14 protein-coding genes and 1 riboswitch are annotated in these 17,467 nt (G+C 67.5%); of the genes, 11 read left to right on the plus strand and 3 right to left on the minus strand.

The features are described from left to right. The first annotated feature begins 135 nt into the window (after nucleotides 1–135). Nucleotides 136–612, plus strand: coding sequence for a YbaK/EbsC family protein (locus tag ACFW6D_RS29440; protein WP_379333480.1), 477 nt, complete (start codon nucleotides 136–138; stop codon nucleotides 610–612). Between the two features lie 2 nt (nucleotides 613–614). Here the strand turns inward: ACFW6D_RS29440 and ACFW6D_RS29445 are convergent, their stop codons facing one another. Further along, on the minus strand, nucleotides 615–1,757 hold the full coding sequence (locus ACFW6D_RS29445) for a Fic family protein (protein ID WP_379333482.1): 1,143 nt from the start codon (nucleotides 1,755–1,757) through the stop codon (nucleotides 615–617). Between the two features lie 197 nt (nucleotides 1,758–1,954). Here ACFW6D_RS29445 and ACFW6D_RS29450 point away from each other — a divergent pair, with 197 nt between their 5' ends. Genes ACFW6D_RS29450 through ACFW6D_RS29460 form a run of 3 tightly spaced genes read left to right on the plus strand, consistent with a single transcriptional unit; the run spans nucleotide 1,955 to nucleotide 3,366 of the window. Beyond that, the gene (locus ACFW6D_RS29450) at nucleotides 1,955–2,422 is read left to right on the plus strand and encodes a flavin reductase family protein (RefSeq protein ID WP_379333547.1); all 468 of its coding nucleotides are present in this window, start codon (nucleotides 1,955–1,957) and stop codon (nucleotides 2,420–2,422) included. A 40-nt stretch (nucleotides 2,423–2,462) separates the two neighbouring features. Further along, on the plus strand, nucleotides 2,463–3,098 hold the full coding sequence (locus tag ACFW6D_RS29455) for a Uma2 family endonuclease (RefSeq protein ID WP_379333484.1): 636 nt from the start codon (nucleotides 2,463–2,465) through the stop codon (nucleotides 3,096–3,098). Between the two features lie 10 nt (nucleotides 3,099–3,108). Then, a complete protein-coding gene (locus ACFW6D_RS29460; RefSeq protein WP_379333486.1) occupies nucleotides 3,109–3,366 on the plus strand; it encodes a hypothetical protein in 258 nt (85 codons plus the stop codon). Between the two features lie 50 nt (nucleotides 3,367–3,416). Here the strand turns inward: ACFW6D_RS29460 and ACFW6D_RS29465 are convergent, their stop codons facing one another. Continuing rightward, nucleotides 3,417–4,733: an aminotransferase class V-fold PLP-dependent enzyme gene (locus ACFW6D_RS29465; protein ID WP_379333488.1), complete on the minus strand. Its 1,317-nt coding sequence runs from the start codon at nucleotides 4,731–4,733 to the stop codon at nucleotides 3,417–3,419. 41 nt (nucleotides 4,734–4,774) lie between these two features. Further along, nucleotides 4,775–4,889: riboswitch (SAM riboswitch) on the minus strand. Nucleotides 4,890–5,001: 112 nt separating this feature from the next. Here ACFW6D_RS29465 and ACFW6D_RS29470 point away from each other — a divergent pair. The 7 genes from ACFW6D_RS29470 to ACFW6D_RS29500 all read left to right on the plus strand — a co-directional run bounded on the left by ACFW6D_RS29470 (nucleotide 5,002) and on the right by ACFW6D_RS29500 (nucleotide 16,910). Next, complete coding sequence (locus ACFW6D_RS29470) at nucleotides 5,002–6,120, plus strand: DUF6183 family protein (RefSeq protein ID WP_379333490.1); 1,119 nt, start codon at nucleotides 5,002–5,004, stop codon at nucleotides 6,118–6,120. Between the two features lie 236 nt (nucleotides 6,121–6,356). Beyond that, nucleotides 6,357–7,487, plus strand: a complete 1,131-nt coding sequence (locus tag ACFW6D_RS29475) for an AAA family ATPase (protein WP_379333492.1) — start codon at nucleotides 6,357–6,359, stop codon at nucleotides 7,485–7,487. 23 nt (nucleotides 7,488–7,510) lie between these two features. After that, the gene (locus tag ACFW6D_RS29480) at nucleotides 7,511–9,706 is read left to right on the plus strand and encodes a S8 family peptidase (protein ID WP_379333494.1); all 2,196 of its coding nucleotides are present in this window, start codon (nucleotides 7,511–7,513) and stop codon (nucleotides 9,704–9,706) included. Then, nucleotides 9,699–10,964, plus strand: a complete 1,266-nt coding sequence (locus tag ACFW6D_RS29485; protein WP_379333496.1) for a hypothetical protein — start codon at nucleotides 9,699–9,701, stop codon at nucleotides 10,962–10,964. Before ACFW6D_RS29480 ends, ACFW6D_RS29485 begins: the two co-directional genes overlap by 8 nt. 109 nt (nucleotides 10,965–11,073) lie before the next feature. Further along, a complete protein-coding gene (locus tag ACFW6D_RS29490) occupies nucleotides 11,074–11,499 on the plus strand; it encodes a MarR family winged helix-turn-helix transcriptional regulator (RefSeq protein WP_379238689.1) in 426 nt (141 codons plus the stop codon). Nucleotides 11,500–11,655: 156 nt separating this feature from the next. Then, the gene (locus ACFW6D_RS29495; protein ID WP_379333497.1) at nucleotides 11,656–15,555 is read left to right on the plus strand and encodes a Pls/PosA family non-ribosomal peptide synthetase; all 3,900 of its coding nucleotides are present in this window, start codon (nucleotides 11,656–11,658) and stop codon (nucleotides 15,553–15,555) included. Beyond that, nucleotides 15,555–16,910, plus strand: a complete 1,356-nt coding sequence (locus ACFW6D_RS29500; RefSeq protein ID WP_379333498.1) for a M1 family metallopeptidase — start codon at nucleotides 15,555–15,557, stop codon at nucleotides 16,908–16,910. The genes ACFW6D_RS29495 and ACFW6D_RS29500 overlap by 1 nt, the downstream gene beginning before the upstream one ends. Here ACFW6D_RS29500 and ACFW6D_RS29505 read toward each other — a convergent pair. Further along, complete coding sequence (locus ACFW6D_RS29505) at nucleotides 16,907–17,368, minus strand: DUF2752 domain-containing protein (RefSeq protein WP_379333500.1); 462 nt, start codon at nucleotides 17,366–17,368, stop codon at nucleotides 16,907–16,909. The genes ACFW6D_RS29500 and ACFW6D_RS29505 overlap by 4 nt on opposite strands. Nucleotides 17,369–17,467: the final 99 nt, after the last annotated feature.

Consider the following 17,467-nt stretch of genomic DNA (forward strand, 5'->3'; position numbering starts at 1 on the left):
CGAGTTAGCCGCCGTTGCGCATGCGCGAAGCGCGAGCAACGGCGGCTAACTCGCGGCCCCTCGGGGGCCGCGCTCGAGTTCGCCAGAACTCCAGTAACACAGCACATTTCCGGCAATCCCTTTACTCTGGATAACATGCGCAGGTCGTCATTGCCGCCGGTCGCATGCCGGGTCGCGGAAACACTCATCGCCCGCGGGCATCACGGCGTCATCGTCTGCCCCGAGACGCCGACTCCCACCGCGGCCGACGCCGCCCGCGCCATGGGCGCCCAACCCACCGCCATCCTCACCGCCCAGGTCTTCCTCCTCGACAACGACCCGGTCCTGCTCCTGGTAGCCGACCACCACCGCGTGAACCTGGCCCGCACCGGCAAACGCCTCGAAGGCACCCTCACCCCCGCCTCCACCGCCCTGGTCGAACGCATCACCGGCCAACCCATCGACGGCACCGCCCCCTTGGGCCACCCGACCAACCTCCCCACCTGGGTGGACACCGCCCTCGCCGCCCACCCCGAGGTCTGGGCCGCAGGCGGTCACCCGAACACCGTGTTCCGCACCAACTTCCGCGAACTGGTCCGCATCACCGCAGGCCTACCGATCGAGATCGACTGAAGCTAACCGCGATCGGCGTATGGGTCGACCAGAGTCGCTGGAGTGCGGGCGGTCTCGAGTACATTCTCCGGAAAGCTGGGCCCCGCCGCGTAGTACCTGGCACGCGTACGGCCCACCGGCACAAGGATCTCGCGACGCACCATCTCGCGTAGATCCCGTTGCGCCTGTTGCGTATTGAGCCCTTCGGCCTGCTCGTACCTGGTCCGGCGCACCCGACCCGACATGGCGACATCGTGCAGCGCGGACACGATCCGTTCATCGGAACCCACCGCCAGCAAGTAGTCCGAGGCCCCGTTCCACACCCGCCGTGATCGCTCGACTCGCGCGTGCACGGTCTGTGCCTGCTGGTGATAGGCGGTCAAACTGAACCGAATCCATTCGGAAACATCCTGGTCGGGCCGGTAAACACTCCCGCGCCTGCCGAGCACCTGGTAGTACTCCCAGGTATTGCCGGGCCGCCCGAGCCAAGCTTCGATCGAGGAGAACTCCGGTGCGATCACACCCGCACGCGCGATCATCAACGTCTGCAGCGACCGCGACATCCGCCCATTGCCGTCAGCCCAAGGATGAATCGACACCAGATGAAGATGCGCCATCGCGGCCGCTACCAGCGGATGCGTCGCCGACGGCGCGTTCAGCCAATCCACCAGCTCGCCGATCAGCCCGGGCACCAGCTCGACATCGGGTGCGGTGTAGGCAGCGATACTCGGATCGCGGGCGTCGGTGACGTAGACCGGGCCTCGCCTCCACTGGCCGGCGGGCTTGCGCGGCGAGTGCCGATGGCCTTGCAACATCCAGTGCAGAGCGTTGAGAAAGCCCGCGCTGTACTCGAAATCCTCGACATCGCCGAGCGTCTGAATGTAGGTCATCATCCGCGCGTACGCCGAGGTCTCGGCACGGTTCTCGTCCGAGACCTCCACATCACGTTCGCCGGCGAGCAGGTCCTCCACGTCGACCGTCGAGACCTTGAATCCCTCGATCGAGTTAGATGCCGACACCGCGTCGGCGGTCAAGAACTTCCGCAACCCGCCGACCCAGACCGCCGGAACGCTCTGCAGTTCGTACCGCAGCGACTCACGCATCCGGTCGACCTCGGCGAGCACCGCTTCGTCGGCCGACGACAGTTCGGGAGTGGGAAACAGCATTTCCCCATGATGCATTGACGCAATCATTACGTCAACGCAGGCGGTGGGGCGAGTCGGATCAAGCGGACACAGTGGGCGTGGGCGCAAGTGGGTGGCGGGCGTAAGTTGGGGCGGTGGGCGATGTGCAACCTTCCGAGACCGGACTCGTGGTCCCCGACGACCTGAGCGGGATCACCGCTGAGCAGTATCGGGCCTCCATGCGGCACTACCCGGCCGGCGTCACCGTGGTGACCCTCGGCGCGGAGACCGGGCCGGTGGGTTTCACCGCCACCTCCTTCGCCTCCCTCTCCCTCGAACCGCCGCTGGTGTCGTTCAACATCGCCCACACCTCATCGAGCATCGACGCATTGCGCGCCGCCGATTCGGCGGTCATCCACTTCCTCGGCGAACACCAACGCCACATCGCCGACCGCTTCTCCCGCACCGCCGCCGACCGCTTCACCGACCGCTCCCTGTGGACCACCCTCGACACCGGCGAACCGGTCCTGCACGGCACCCCCATCTGGCTGCGCACCACCATCCACAAACTCATCGACCTCGGCGACCACACCCTGGCCGTAGGCCTGGTAACCCGAGTCCACGACCAAACCGAAGACTCCCCCTCAGCAGCCCCCCTGCTGTACTACAACGGCAAATACCACCGCCCGACAGCCCTCGATACCTGATCGAACAGGCAAACCGCGCTCGAAGGCTAGTGTTGATCCAGTGAGCGAGGCATACGACTGGTCGTGGTTGCGCGGCGGTGTCCCGGGAATCGACCTGGACACCTATCTTGCGATGCCGGAAGACCTCTCTCGGGTGATCGAGGTCAAAGACGGCTTGGTCGTGCACTGCGACTCACCATCGCCGAATCACATCGCCATCGCCGACGCGATCAAACAGTCTCTGCGAGAAGCGATCCGGAAGCGCGATTCCGGTCAACCGTGTCTGAAGGCCAGCGGCGAACTCGACATGCTGGTCTCCGAGGTCCCGTTCAACTTCCGCCGCCCCGACGCCATCGTGTATCGCTGCGTCGAAGACCCCCGCGACAAGTGGAAGACCAAGCCGACCGCGGGCGACGCCCTCCTGGTCGTCGAGGTGGTCTCACCAGCGACTGTCACCGCCGATTGTGTGGACAAGCGAGCGGAATACGCGCGACTCGGCATCGAGCAGTACTGGATCGTCCGCATGGAGAACAACGACGGCCGCGTGAAGTCCATCGAAATCCTCCGCCTCAATACCGCAGGCGTCTACATCTCCGCCGACACCCGCTTCCGCTCCCACAACCCCATCGCGATCGCCGTCTCGGACCCACTCGATGTCACCATCACCTGGGATGTCCTCGACGCCGACCTCGCCTGAGACCGTCTCCATGAGCGAGTTCCGTGTGACAGGTGTCTACCCCGTCAGCTTCAAAGCGAATCCGTCGGTAGTCGGCGACACGACCGACAACTTCACTGTCGGGGCGGCCGTCGAACTCCGACGTGCAGATGAGGTCCTCGCGAGCGGGGTCCTGCAAGCGATCGAGCTACTCTGCCCGGGAGCCAAGGTCGCGCTCACCTTCTCGGACACGATCTCCCAGCACATCCGCGTAGGCGATGTCGTCTACGCGGTCGAGGCGGCCGGATAGTCCCGCCAACTTCCACAGCACAGGCGGTTGACAGCGGAACGAGACGGCGGTCAGCCGATCAAGCAGGGGGCCGCGCCTTCGGGGGAGGCGGCGGTGAGGGGTCGGGTTTCGGGGGTGGGGTTCCAGTGGCCGTCGGTGGCGGCGTAGGCCCAGGTGGGACCGTTGGCGACCAGGGTGGCGACGGCTTCGATCAGGCGGTCTACGTCGGCGGCGGTGGTGCCGAGGCCGATGCTGGCACGCAGGGCGGCGTCGAGGCCGAGGCTCGCGAGGAGGGGGTGGGCGCAGAAACGGCCGTCGCGGACGCCGATGGCGTGTTCGGCGGAGAGGTAGGCGGCTACCTGGCCGGGGGCGTAGTCGGCGATAGTGAAGGCGACGATGCCGACACAGTCGGGGCTGTCGGACCAGATGGTGACCAGGTCGACGCCGGGGATCGCGGACAGGCCGTCGCGGAGACGATCGGCCAGGAAGCGTTCGTGCGCAACGAGTTCGGCGGGATCGATGGCGGCGAGTGCGTCACAGGCTGCGGCAATCGCGGCCGCGCCCAACACATTCGGCGAACCGCCCTCGTGCCGCTGCGGCGCGCAAGCCCATTCCACTTCCGACACACCGACATTGCGCACGGCGCCACCACCGGCAAGGTAGGGCTCACCCTGGTCCAGCCAGTCACGCCGCCCGACGAGCACACCCGAGCCGAACGGCGCGTACAGCTTGTGCCCGGAGAACGCGAGGTAGTCGATCCCGGTCTCGCGCAAGGAGATCCGTCGATGCGGAGCCAGCTGCGCGGCGTCGACGAGAATCCGCGCACCACACAGGTGGGCGATGGTCGCGAGCCGTTCCAGCGGCAGCACCTCACCGGTGACGTTGGATGCCCCGGTCACCGCGAGCAGCGCGGCCGGCTTGCTGCACAACTCGGCGACGACCCGCTGAATCGTCTCCTCGACAGTCGCACCGGCCCGCACCACCCGGCGACCGTGCTCGGTCCACGGCAGGAAGTTGGCGTGATGTTCGATATCGAGCACCACCGTCTCCCCTGGCACGCACCCGGCCAGCAGGTTCAGCGAATCGGTGGTGTTGCGCGTGAACACCACCACCTGGTCGTCGTCGGCATCGAGGAACCGGGCAACCGACCCACGCGAGGCCTCGTAGCACTCGGTCGAGATCCGCGAGGCATACCCCGCACCCCGGTGCACGCTGGCGTAGAACGGCAGCAACTGCGAAATCCGGTCGGTGACCTGCTTCAACGCGGGCGCACTCGCGGCGTAGTCGAAGTTGGCGTAGGAGCTGGTGCCGCCCTGAACGAGCGGAACCTGCAGGTCGGCACCGGAAACGGCGGCGATGGCACAGGTGGGGTCGATTACAGCAGTCATGACGAAATCCCGTCGGCTCAGGGACCCGCTCCACAAGAGTTGGCCCGCGCTTGCCGCGCCCAATTCGGACGTCAGCCTGGTCGTCACCCGGAGCACCCCACCGCGGAGGAGGGTTGCCGACCAGCAAGCCGGGGCTGAACGCTGGTACTCGTGACCTGCAACGAGAGTGACAGATGACCTCGCGGCCTGTCAACTACCCCGGCGGAAGTGGCCTCCTACCGCGCCGAACTTCGATTGCCTCGGCACGGCAGATGCGTACGCTGGGCTCGTGCACGTCGAGATCGAACAGATCATTCGCGAGTTCCCGCAGCGCGACGATTATCGCGACATCCGGGAGCGGATCGAAAGTAGTGTTGGCGCAGGCGATCTCGAGTTCGCCGTGTCGCTCGGCCGAGCGGCGGCCACGGCCTACGGTGCCGGTAATTGGATTGTCGAGGATTGCGTCGGCACATTGCTCCACGCCTCCGCACCGGAGAGGGCCGGGGCCGCGCTCCGGGTGCTCGCGGCGACGAAGCCGGAGAAGAGCCGGGCGGGCCGGATAGCGGCGAAGCTGGCCGGATCGCTGGAAGCGGACGAGGCCGTCGCCGCGTTCGGTCAAGCCGGTCTGATCGGGCCGATCGCGGACGAGCTGCGTGCCTGTTTGCTGCAGGAGTTGATCCTGCGCGGCGTCACGGTGGCCGACCACGACGGGCTCGTGCGGTGGGCGAATTCGGCGCACTGGTCAGGTCATCCGCTGCGCGTGCTGCCGTTCGAACGCACACCCTTCGAGCACGGGCTCGCGCTGCGCCAATTCAGCCAGCACGGTTCGAGCGTCGGCCTGCCGTTCAGTGCCGACACCTCCCCCGCGCTGAGCAGACGCACTCGACTCGCCCTCCCCCGCGCCAAGGAAACTACCCACCCCGCGGTCGCGGACCGACTCGCGCAGGCTGTCGCGAACTGGAAGCGAGAATCCAACGGGCGCATCGAATCTCGGACCTTCGCACTCGGCAGCGTCCCCGACCCGGCGACGACGGCGGCCCTCATGGACACCTTGTCGCTGGAGTGCCTACACGCCCGGCACCCGTCGGCGACCGACCTCGTGGTCACCCCGTCCACACCCGGGCAGGTCTGGTCGATGCTGTTCGCCGCGGCGGCCAACGGCGGCGCCTACAACCACGGCGAAGGCGCGGCCTACGGCCGTCTGCGCGCCTGGCGTTCGCTCGGGGCACTGTGTGGTGCAACAGAATTCGACACCATCGACCATGTCACCCGCCTCGCGCGGGACTGCCACTGGTTCACCTTCGAGGCCGATACCGCATGGTTCGAGCGCGTCGCCTGGGATATCGGCATCGTCGCACTGACCCCCGAACCCGCCCTGTCGATCCTCGCTGCCACCGACACCGACTGACCGGCGCGTTCGCGCGGTGAGGCACGCCCGACGCGGCGGGAATCGCCCATGAGGGGGGCCGGCGGAACTAGCATCCGACGAAGGGAATTGCTGCGCTGAGGGCTCGGCAGATCAATGTGGCGCTGCGGGTGGGGTCCGATGTCAAACCGGTACACAAGGGGTGAACTTTGCCCGCGATGGACGCCGTACGATCGAGTGAAGCGAAAACAGTCCACGTATCAGATCGGAAGAAGACCATGTCATACGCCTTGAGCTCCACTTCGGCGGACGTGAGCGCTGATCTGCCCGATGAATTCGTCCACCTGGCGAGGTTGGCGTTGGCGGGGCGTGAGCAGGATGTCGCGATGTTCGTGCGGCGGGCCGCGCGGCGACACCGGCATGCAAGTCCCGAGTTGGCCGATGCGTTGATCGCGCTGCTGCGCCAGAACCCCACTCGCGCCAATCCCCTTCGCGCTGAGGTGGATACGCCGATTCCGGTAGACGGCGACAGTCGGCTGCCGTTGGTTCGGGTGATCGCACCCGGCGCCACTGTCGAAGTGCCGATCCTGGCCGCCGAGACCTACGACGTGCTCACCCAGATCGTCGATGAGCGCAAGCAAGCCGACCGGCTGGCCGCCGCCGACCTCACCCCGGCGCGCAGCCTGCTGTTCGTCGGCCCGCCCGGCGTCGGCAAGACGATGGCCGCGGCGTGGCTGGCCCATCAGCTGGAGCTGCCGCTGGTGGTCCTCGACCTGGCGACCATCATGAGCAGCCTGCTCGGCAAAACCGGCACCAACCTGCGCCACGCCATCGACTACGCCAAGCAGCGGCCGTGCGTGCTGCTGCTCGACGAACTCGACGCCATCGCCAAACGGCGCGATGACGATCGTGATGTGGGCGAGCTGAAGCGCCTGGTCACCGTGCTGCTGCAGCAGATCGACGACTGGCCGACCGGTGCGGGCCTCGTCATCGGCGCGACCAACCATGCCGACCTGCTCGACCCGGCCGTGTGGCGGCGTTTCGATGTGAGTGTGGAATTCGCGCTGCCCGAGGCCGAGCAACGCTGCGAGGCGATCCGCCGGTTCGCCGGACAGCCACTGCCCGACGGTGCGGTGGATGCGGTCGCGCTCGCGTCGAAGGGGTTGTCGTTCAACGATATCGAGCGAACGATGCTGCGGTTGCGCAGACGTTGCGTGCTGGAGGACCAGCTACTGCCCGGCTTGATGGCCGAGCATTCCGCACGACTAGTAGCTGAACTTCCCAAAACGGATCGGTTACGGCTCGCCCAGACGCTGACGGGCGTGTCAGGCTTGTCTCAGCGGCAGATCAGTGCGCTCACGGGGGTCTCGCGTGACACCATCCGTGGCTTCACCCATCGACGGGAATAACGTGGCAGCTGGGGGGATTTCGGGTGGCGGGACCGCGATTTCTGATCGGGTTCGGTGAGCGGCTCACCGCGCCCATCTCCCCCAGCAGATCCGGCGGTTCGCCGCAGCCGCCGTACACCGTGGCACAGGCGCGGGCCCGGCTCGCGCCGATGCTGAACGCGGCGACCGCGAGTGCGGACGCGTTGCCGAAAACGGCCTGTCCGGAAGACGAGACCGTCACGGCGGTCACCCTGCATCCGCAGTACCTGTCCAAAAGCGGTTACCCCACACGGCTTCTCACGTCACTGCAGCTGGATCCGCTGGGTAGCAGGCCGGTGGCGATCACACCGGAGCACGGCACGCCGCGGGCGAGCACGCTGCTGTTCCTGGCTACGACTCGCGTGAATCTGCAGTTGCTCACTGCGAGAATCGGCGCCGGCGTACCGCTGGGCAGCGCCGAGAACGGCATCGTCTGCCTCGAGGAATTCCGGCTCAACAACCCCGACGACCGTCTGAGACTTACAGCGGCACCGCGTAATTCGGAGACCGTCGCCGAATTGGTCCTGCACTCCGACCGCGATATCGCCCTGCAGGGTCTGCTCGATTTCTCCCGCGATCTCGACCTCGACGTGGCGATCGACCGCAGACTCGACAACGGCGGCCTCGCCTTCGTCCCGGTCACCGGCACCCATGCCGCCATCGCCGCGCTCGCAGGCTACTCGTTCACCAGGGTGATCCGCCGGATGCCGCGCATGCGAACCCAACTCGGACGCGACATATCCACCAAGACGCGGCTTTCCACCTTCCGGCCGATCTTGCCGACCGCCGAACCGACCGACCACGAACTCACCATCGCAGTCTTCGACGGTGGCCTCCCCGCCACCACCCCACTGGCCCGCTGGGTAGACGCCCACACCTTCGCCGACAGCGCCGCACCCCAGCGCAACTACCTCGACCACGGCCACCGCGTCACCTCGGCGCTGCTGTTCGGCAGTGTCGATCCGGTCCACCCGGTGCCGGTCCCGTACGGCTACATCGACCACTACCAGGTACTCGACGAGGACACCGACGACGACCAGTGCGAGCTGTACGCCGCGATCGAACGCATCGATTCCGTACTGCGCCAACGAAAGTACGAGTTCGTCAACGTCAGCATCGGACCCGAACTGCCGATCGAGGACGACGAGGTACACGCCTGGACCGCCTTCTGGGACGACTACCTCAGCGACGGCACCACCCTGGCGACCATCGCCGTCGGCAACAACGGCGAAGCCGATCGCCCCAGTGGCAATGCGCGCGTGCAGGTTCCGGCCGACAGCGTCAACGCTTTGGCAATCGGCTCATCGGATCGCGTTGGTGCGCAATGGAACAGGGCGTCCTACTCCGCGATCGGGCCCGGCCGCTCCCCTGGCACCGTGAAACCCGACCTGCTCGCGTTCGGCGGCAGCGATCACGAGCCCTTCCACGTCGTCGGCCCCGACGGCATTGCCGTCCCGGACTCCGGTACCAGCTTCGCCGCCCCGATGGCACTGCGCGCGGCACTCGGCGCACGCACCCTGTTCGGCCCGAAACTCGGCGCTCTCGATCTGAAGGCCCTGCTCGTCCACACTGCCGAAAGACGCACCAGCTCACCCGATTCCGACTCCGGCCATGGTCGCATCGCCGCCACCCTGGCCGACATGGTCCTGTGCGGCGACGGCGAAGCCCGGGTCCTCTACCAGGGCGAACTGACCCCGGCGAAGTACCTGCGCGCCCATATCCCGCTCCCGGCGGCGCTGCCGGCGGGCATGGTCAGGATTCGAGCCACGCTCGTCTACGCCACACCGGTCGACCCCGCCGACCCCGGCAGCTACACCCGCAGCGGTCTCGACGTCACCTTCCGCCCCCACGACGAGAAATTCGCCGAGCCCACCAGAATCCACCCCGATTCGGCCCCGTTCTTCCGCGCCAACGAACTCGATCCCGAGGCCGTCCTGCGTCGCAACTCGCACAAGTGGGACACGGTGCTGCACGCCGAGCGGAGCAAGCGCGTGCACAGCCTGCGCAACCCGGTCTTCGACATCCACCACAACGCCAGGGAATCGGGTCACTCCACCGCGACCGCGCAGCCGATCCGCTATTCGATGGTGATCACTGTGCGCCACGCCAAGGTCGACGACCTGTACGAGCGGGTGCTGAGCGCGTACGTGACCCAGTTGGAGGCGCTGCGTCCGACCATCGAGATCCCCCTCGATGTCTGAGTTCCCGGCCGAGATCTTCGTCGACCCGATCGCGGCGCGGCGGCTGAGTTGTCAGAGCGTGTACCGGTTGCAACACCTTGGCGCGCGGCTGTTCGCCTGGCAGGAGGAGACGTTCACCGAACTCCTGCTCGGCCACCTCACCGGTGTCGACTACCGCATCGATGCGCCCTGCCCCGATTGCGTGCCGCCGCGCAGGTGCACGTCGTGGGGGTCGGCCTCGCAGGCAACGGGTTCGGGCGGGCTCAGGCTGCTGACCAGACCCGAGGAAGGCGGCAACCGGGCTCGCGGAAGACGCGGTGTCGGCGCGGATTTCATCTACAGCGTGCAGGAACCGTCGGGTATCAGCGAGGTTCGATTGCTCATCCAAGCCAAGCGAGCCAGACGCGGTGAATCGATCAAGTCTGCGGCTCTCCCCGCCGCACAGCGAGCCGACTTATGCGACGCCGCACAGCATTTCGGCGCAACCGCGTACTACCTCTTCTACGCCGAATCCGAGTCGGCCCACGTCGGCCACCTCACCCGCTGCGCCGAGCACACGAGCCCCTCGGACACCTCCATCGTGATGGTCCCCGCACAGGTCCTCACTCGCGCGTTCGACGAGGAGAAGCGGGGTTCGATCGCGGCGGACCACGTCTTCGCACTCGGCCGCACCCTGCTGTGCCTCGACGGTTGCGCCCCCGCGCCGGGCCTGTCCGCCTTCGACCGCGTCCTCGGCTTCGTCCGCGAGGACAACCCCGACTACCAGCCCGTCGCCCCTTCGACGCGACTTCCCGGCACCCCCGCCGTCACCGTCATCGGCAAACGCGCCAAACCGCCCCGCCGCCCACCATCACGCCGCGTGACCCGCGCGGGCCACCAGGTCGGCGACGGCGAAATCCTGTGGGTCGACCTGAGCGCCGCCGACCGGTGGGCACAGCAGTCCGCACCGGACGACTCCACACCAGCGCGTGCGCCCAGCTGGTACGAAAGCGTCAGCGCCGACCGATTGCGCGAACGAACCAGCAAGTACTGGCGACTCGCACTGCACCGGGCGGTTGCGGTGCGATACGTCGCGGCCTGGGCCGACGGCGACGTGCGCGCCGTCTACCGCGTACTCGACGATTCCCTGATCATTCACCACGATCACGGCGGCAAGGTCTCCTTCGACCTCGCCGAACTCGACCCCGAATCCGCCATCCACCACCAGGTCGTGCGCCGCGCCAACGCCTATCAGGCCGCACGCTCGCCACGCGCACGCAACGTCGTCGGTTACCCCTAGCCGATTGCCCCTGAGTTGCCTGATCACACCCAGTTTCCAACCATCTACGCACCCTATGATGGACACCCACGATGATTGAGCAGCCCCACCATTTGCTAGAGTCATCCAAATGTCCACGAACACGAACTCCGTCCGCGGCCTGCCGCGCTACCCGGTGTACGCGCTCGGACGGCTCACCAAGGCGCTGCACGCCGAGATCGACGTCCCGTTGCGCGATCACTGGGTGCTCACCTTCATCTCCGAAAACGCCGACCTGACGCAGAAGAAGGTGGGCGACGCGCTCGGTATCGACCGCAGTGAAGTCGTCCGGCTGATCGACGCGCTGGAACGCGCCGACCTGGTAGAGCGCACCCGCGACGGCAAGGATCGCCGCAAATACCGGCTGCGGGTCACCGAGGCCGGGCGCAAGCAGTGCAAGCGCACCGACAAGCTGATCGCCGACGCCACCGCGCGCGTGCTGAGCAACCTCGACGAAGACGAACAGCGGCTGCTGCATCAGCTGGCAGTCACAGCGCTGGGCGAATTGCCGTCGTGATCAGCGCGGACGGCACGCCTCGCGCTGCCGTCCGGCGACACCCGCACCGAGTACCGTTGGCATCTGGTGACCATCCCGTTTGCCCTCCGGTAACCCGTTCATGAAACAACAGACACCACCGATGGGGGTCAACCGATGAGAGGTGGACTGAGCACGATGCTCGAGCCACAGGTACCGGCGGTCCTTCGCGACCCGCTGCTGCGCGCGGATCTCGCCTCGCCGCCGCGCACCCTGGTCGACATTCTGACCAGCACCGCCCTCGCCCACCCGGACGCACCCGCGATCGATGACGGCACGGTCGTGCTCAGCTACATGGAGCTGATCGCCACGATCGAGGCCAGGATGGCCGAGCTCACCGCGGCGGGCGTGCGACCGGGCGACCGGGTCGGCGTGCGGATGCCGTCGGGCTCGGCCGCGCTGTACGTGACGATTCTGGCCGTGCTCTACTGCGGCGCCGCCTACGTCCCCGTCGACGCCGACGACCCGGAGGAGCGCGCCAAGCTGGTCTTCGGTGAGGCAAGGGTGAGCGCGATCGCGACCGCCGACGGCATCGAATCGGCCACCACCGCCGAGGGCGACCACGACTGGAACACCCTGCCCACCCCCGCCGACGACGCCTGGATCATCTTCACCTCCGGCTCCACCGGCACCCCCAAAGGTGTTGCGGTCACCCATCGCAACGCCGCCGCCTTCGTCGATGCCGAGGCGCGCCTGTTCCTGCAGAAGGCCCCGATCGGCCCCGGCGACCGCGTGCTGGCCGGGCTGTCGGTGGCCTTCGACGCCTCCTGTGAGGAAATGTGGCTGGCCTGGCGCAACGGCGCCTGCCTCGTCCCCGCCCCGCGCGATCTGGTGCGCACCGGCGCCGACCTCGGCCCGTGGCTGATGCGCCGCGAGATCAGCATCGTCTCCACGGTGCCGACGCTGGCCGCGACCTGGCCCGCCGAAGCGCTGGATTCGGTGCGGATGTTGATCTTCGGCGGCGAAGCGGTGCCGCCAGAGCTGGCCGAACGCCTGACTGGCGCCGACCGCGAGGTGTGGAACACCTACGGCCCCACCGAGGCGACCGTCGTCGCGTGTGCCGCGCTGCTCACGGGCGAGATGCCCATTCGAATCGGCCTGCCGCTGGACGGCTGGGACCTGACCGTCGTCGACCCGCAGGGCAACCCGGTTGCCGAAGGCGAAACCGGCGAACTGGTGATCGGCGGCGTCGGCCTTGCCCGCTACCTCGATCCCGCCAAGGACGCCGAGAAGTACGCGCCGCTGCCCTCGCTCGGGTGGGAACGTGCTTATCGCAGTGGCGATCTGGTGCGCAACGACCGCGAGGGTCTGATCTTCCTCGGCCGCGCCGACGATCAGATCAAGATCGGCGGCCGCCGCATCGAACTCGGCGAGCTCGACAACGCACTGCAGCACCTGCCGGGTGTCAGCGGCGCGGCCGCCGCGATTCGAACAACCAAGGCGGGCAACAAGATTCTGGTCGGTTACCTGAGCGCCGGCCCCGATTTCGACGTGAAGAAAGCCAGAGAGATTCTGGCCGAACAACTTCCGGCCCCGCTGGTTCCGCGTCTGGCCGTTGTCGCCGACCTGCCGACCCGCACCTCCGGCAAGGTCGACCGCGACGCGCTGCCGTGGCCACTGCCGTCGAACGACGAACCCGAGACCGGACTGTCCGGCACCGCGGCGTGGGTGGCGGGCCTCTGGGACGCGATCCTCGGCGCCCAACCCACCGATCTCGACGCGGAATTCTTCGATCTGGGCGGCGGTTCGCTCTCGGCGGCGCAGCTGGTCGGCGCGCTGCGTGAGCGGTACCCGCATGTCACCGTCGCCGATCTCTACGACCACCCGCGTCTGGGTTCGCTGGTCGAACTCCTCGACGGCAGCGCACCGGTCGCGGCCGTCGACGTGCGCGTGGTGAAACCGACCCCGTTGCGCGCGCAGATCATCCAGGTACTCGCCACGATTCCGCTGACCACCCTCACCGGATTGCAGTGGGTCACCTGGCTGACCGTGGTCTCCGGCATCGCCAGCTGGTCGGGTTCGCTGCCGTGGCTGCCGCGCCTGTCGTGGTGGTGGATTCTGCTGGCGTTCGTGCTGTTCATCTCGCCGATCGGCCGGATGACGATCTGCGTGGTCGGCGCCCGAATCCTGCTCGCCGGATTGCGCCCCGGTTCCTATCCACGCGGTTCGTCGGTGCATCTACGACTGTGGGCCGCCGTACGACTCTCCGAGGCCAGCGGCGCCGAAAGCCTTTCCGGCGCACCGTTGATGGTCCCGTTCGCTCGCGCACTCGGCGCCAAGATCGGCAAGGGCGTCGACCTGCACAGCCTGCCCCCGGTCACCGGCATGCTCGAACTCGGCGACGGCGCCAGCGTCGAACCCGAGGTGGACCTGTCCGGTTACTGGGTCGACGGCGACATCGTGCACATCGGTGGCATCACCATCGGTGACGGCGCGGTGATCGGCGCCCGCTCGATCCTGCTGCCCGGCAGCAAGATCGGCAAGAAGGCCGAGATCGCGGCCGGCTCCGCCGTCTCGGGCAAGGTCAAGGGTGAGCAGGAATGGGCGGGTTCGCCTGCCGCCAAGACCGGCAAGTCGCAACACCGCTGGCCCGACCACTCCCCGGAACGCGCACGGCACTGGCTGGTCGTGTTCGGTCTGTCGTCGATGGTGCTGGCCGCGATGCCCGTGTTCGGCCTCGCCGTCGGCGGCACCTTCATCGCCTGGTGGGTCCGCGAGGAGACCACCATCAGCGCCGCCGCCCTGCGCGGTTTCGCCATCCTGCCGCTGGCCACCCTGCTCAGCCTCGGCGTGTACGCGGTTGCCACCGTGATCGCGGTGCGCCTGCTCAGCATCGGTCTGCGCGAGGGTTATCACCCCGTGCGCAGCCGCACCGGCTGGCAGGTGTGGGCCACCGAACGCCTCCTGGATTCGGCACGCACCTTCCTGTTCCCGCTCTACGCCAGCCTGCTCACCCCGGTCTGGTTGCGGTTGCTCGGCGCGAAGATCGGCAAGAACGTCGAGGCGTCGACCGTGCTCATGCTGCCCAAGTTCACCGTGATCTCCGACGGCGCGTTCCTGGCCGACGACACCATGATCGGCAGCTACGAACTCGGTGGCGGCTGGCTGCGCATCGGCGAATCCAAGGTCGGCAAGCGCGCCTTCCTCGGCAACTCGGGCATGACCGCGCCCGGCCGTCGCGTGCCCAAGAACGGCCTCGTCGCGGTGCTCTCGGCCGCACCGAACAAGGCCAAGGCGGGCTCGTCGTGGCTGGGTAGTCCGCCGGTGCGGTTGCGCCGCGCGACCGAATCCAGCGACACCTCACGCACCTTCGATCCGCCGCTGCGACTGAAGCTGGCTCGTGCCTTCGTGGAGACCTGCCGGTTGATCCCGGTGATGGTGACCTTCGCCATCGGCCTCGGCGTGCTGCTCGTGCTCGCGCTGATCGCCCAGCACACCGACTACCTGGTCGCCGCGCTCGTCTCCGGACTCGTGCTGATGGCGGCGGGCGCGCTCGCCGGTGCCATCGCGGTGGCCGCTAAGTGGTTGATAGTCGGGCGAATTCGCGCGGTGGAGTACCCGCTGTGGAGCTCGTTCGTGTGGCGCAACGAGGTCTCCGACGCCTTCGTCGAGACCGTCGCCGCGCCGTGGTTCGCGCGGGCCGCCACCGGTACGCCGGTGATGAATCTGTGGCTGCGCGGACTCGGTGCCAAGATCGGCCGCGGGGTATGGTGCGAGTCCTATTGGCTACCGGAGGCGGACCTGGTGACACTCGGTGACGGCGCGACCGTGGAACGCGGCTGCGTGGTGCAAACGCACCTGTTCCACGACCGGATCATGTCCATGGACACCGTGACACTCGAAGCGGGCGCCACCCTCGGACCGCACTGCGTCGCCCTGCCCGCCGCCCACATCGGCGCGGGTGCCACCATCGGCCCGGCCTCGCTCGTCATGCGCGGTGACGTGGTTCCCCCGTCGACGCGCTGGTGGGGCAACCCCATTTCGCCCTGGACCGATCCCGCGTCGACGCGGGAGTCGAGGCAGCGCGGAGCCGCCTGATGCGGAGCAAGTTCTACGAGGACCCCATCGATAACTACCTGCCACAGAACGGCAATCGCGGCTACCGCGTGTCCCGCTACGAACTGGAGCTGAGCTACAAACCCGCCAGCAACCGACTCGCCGGACGCGCGGTGGTCATCGCGGTCACCACCACGGTGCGACCGTGGTTCACCCTCGACCTGTCGCAGGCGCTGACGGTGTCGAAGGTGCTGGTCAACGGGTCGAAGGCGGCGAAGTTCGTCCATCAGCAGGGCAAGCTCGCGGTGACCCCGCAGCAGAAGATCCCCGCCGGTGGCGTCCTCGAGATCACCGTCCACTACTCGGGCACCCCCAAACCGGTGCGCGGGCCGTGGGGCGAGGTCGGCTGGGAAGAACTCACCGAGGGCGCGCTGGTCGCGAGCCAGCCCAACGGCGCCGCCTCCTGGTTCCCGTGCGACGACCACCCGAGTTCCAAAGCGTCCTACCGGATTTCGATCACCACCGACAGCCCGTTCTACGCGCTGGCCAACGGCACCCTGCTCAGCAAGCAGGCCAAGGCGAGCCAGACGACCTGGGTGTACGAGATGGCCGAGCCGATGGCGAGCTATCTGGCCACGATCCAGATCGGCAACTACCGCAAGTACCGGGTCGGCGCGGTCGGCGAACCGGTGCCGATGCACGCGGTCATCCCGCCACGCTTGCGAGCGAACTTCGACCACGATTTCGCACGTCAGCCCGCGATGATGGCGCTGTTCACCGAGAAGTTCGGACCGTACCCGTTCGACGATTACACGGTGGTTGTCACCGACGACGAGCTCGATATCCCGATCGAAGCGCAGGGCATCTCGATCTTCGGTGCCAATCATTGCGACGGCAAGCGCGGCGCGGAACGCCTTGTCGCACACGAACTCGCGCATCAGTGGTTCGGCAACAGCCTGACGCTGAAGCGGTGGCAGGACATCTGGCTGCACGAAGGCTTCGCCTGTTACGCGGAGTGGATCTGGTCCGAGGCGTCCGGCGGGCCGACCGCCGATCAGCTGGCTCGGGCCGCGCGCACGAATCTGGCGCGCCAGCCACAGGACATCATTGTCGGCGATCCCGGACCCAAGGACATGTTCGACGACCGGGTCTACAAGCGCGGCGCACTCACCTTGCACGCGCTGCGGCTGGAACTGCGCGATCACCTGTTCTTCGAGCTGATTCGCGAATGGACCGCGCGGTACCGGCATTCCTCTATTACTACGGAGGAGTTCGTCGACCTGGCCGGTCATTACAGTGTGGCGCCGTTGCGTGGGCTGTTCGCGATCTGGCTCGGCACCAAGCCGCTGCCGCAATTACCGCCGCTGGGCGGGCAGGCGCATCAAACACCCGGTTAAACGGGCGTCAGCCAGGTGCCCCACGGGGTGTTGCGCAGGACGGTATAGACGGCGAGCAGACCGAAGAAGGACCACACGATCACCGGGCTGATGCTGGGCACCCGCCAGCGTTGGCCGCGGCGGGCGCGCCGGAACCAGTCGACGACGAAGATCACGAACGCGAGGGTGAGCGGCACGGCGAGCAGGTTGCTGTGCAGCGAGTCGACGATGTTGCCGTCGGTGAGGTTGTGCATCGCGCGCATGCCGCCGCAGCCGGGGCAGTACACCCCGAACAGCGCGTAGACCGGGCACAGGCCGTAGGAACCCTCGACGTGCGGGTCGCGGAAATGCAGCAGGGCCAGCGTTCCGATGCCGAGACCGGCTGCTAGCAGCGGCGGCGTGAACCGCTGCCAGGCGGGCGCGGGCTCCGGTTCGGGGCCTGCGCCGGAAATCCCGGCCATGACGTGCGCGTTGTCCACTCCCCTACGGTAGCGGCGGGCGAACGTCACCGCCAGCACCACCCGACTCGCCGAGATCCGCCACGCCGGTCCGGATTGTTATCGATACTGTGTAATTTT

This window comes from Nocardia sp. NPDC058705, from assembly GCF_042749305.1.
Taxonomy (GTDB): Bacteria; Actinomycetota; Actinomycetes; order Mycobacteriales; family Mycobacteriaceae; genus Nocardia.

Coding starts and splice junctions, on each gene's coding strand:
- ACFW6D_RS29440 (WP_379333480.1), top strand. CDS start 136: ATGCGCAGGTCGTCATTGCCGCCGGTCGCATGCCGGGTCGCGGAAACA.
- ACFW6D_RS29445 (WP_379333482.1), bottom strand. CDS start 1,757: ATGCTGTTTCCCACTCCCGAACTGTCGTCGGCCGACGAAGCGGTGCTC.
- ACFW6D_RS29450 (WP_379333547.1), top strand. CDS start 1,955: ATGCGGCACTACCCGGCCGGCGTCACCGTGGTGACCCTCGGCGCGGAG.
- ACFW6D_RS29460 (WP_379333486.1), top strand. CDS start 3,109: ATGAGCGAGTTCCGTGTGACAGGTGTCTACCCCGTCAGCTTCAAAGCG.
- ACFW6D_RS29465 (WP_379333488.1), bottom strand. CDS start 4,733: ATGACTGCTGTAATCGACCCCACCTGTGCCATCGCCGCCGTTTCCGGT.
- ACFW6D_RS29475 (WP_379333492.1), top strand. CDS start 6,357: ATGTCATACGCCTTGAGCTCCACTTCGGCGGACGTGAGCGCTGATCTG.
- ACFW6D_RS29485 (WP_379333496.1), top strand. CDS start 9,699: ATGTCTGAGTTCCCGGCCGAGATCTTCGTCGACCCGATCGCGGCGCGG.
- ACFW6D_RS29490 (WP_379238689.1), top strand. CDS start 11,074: ATGTCCACGAACACGAACTCCGTCCGCGGCCTGCCGCGCTACCCGGTG.
- ACFW6D_RS29495 (WP_379333497.1), top strand. CDS start 11,656: ATGCTCGAGCCACAGGTACCGGCGGTCCTTCGCGACCCGCTGCTGCGC.
- ACFW6D_RS29500 (WP_379333498.1), top strand. CDS start 15,555: ATGCGGAGCAAGTTCTACGAGGACCCCATCGATAACTACCTGCCACAG.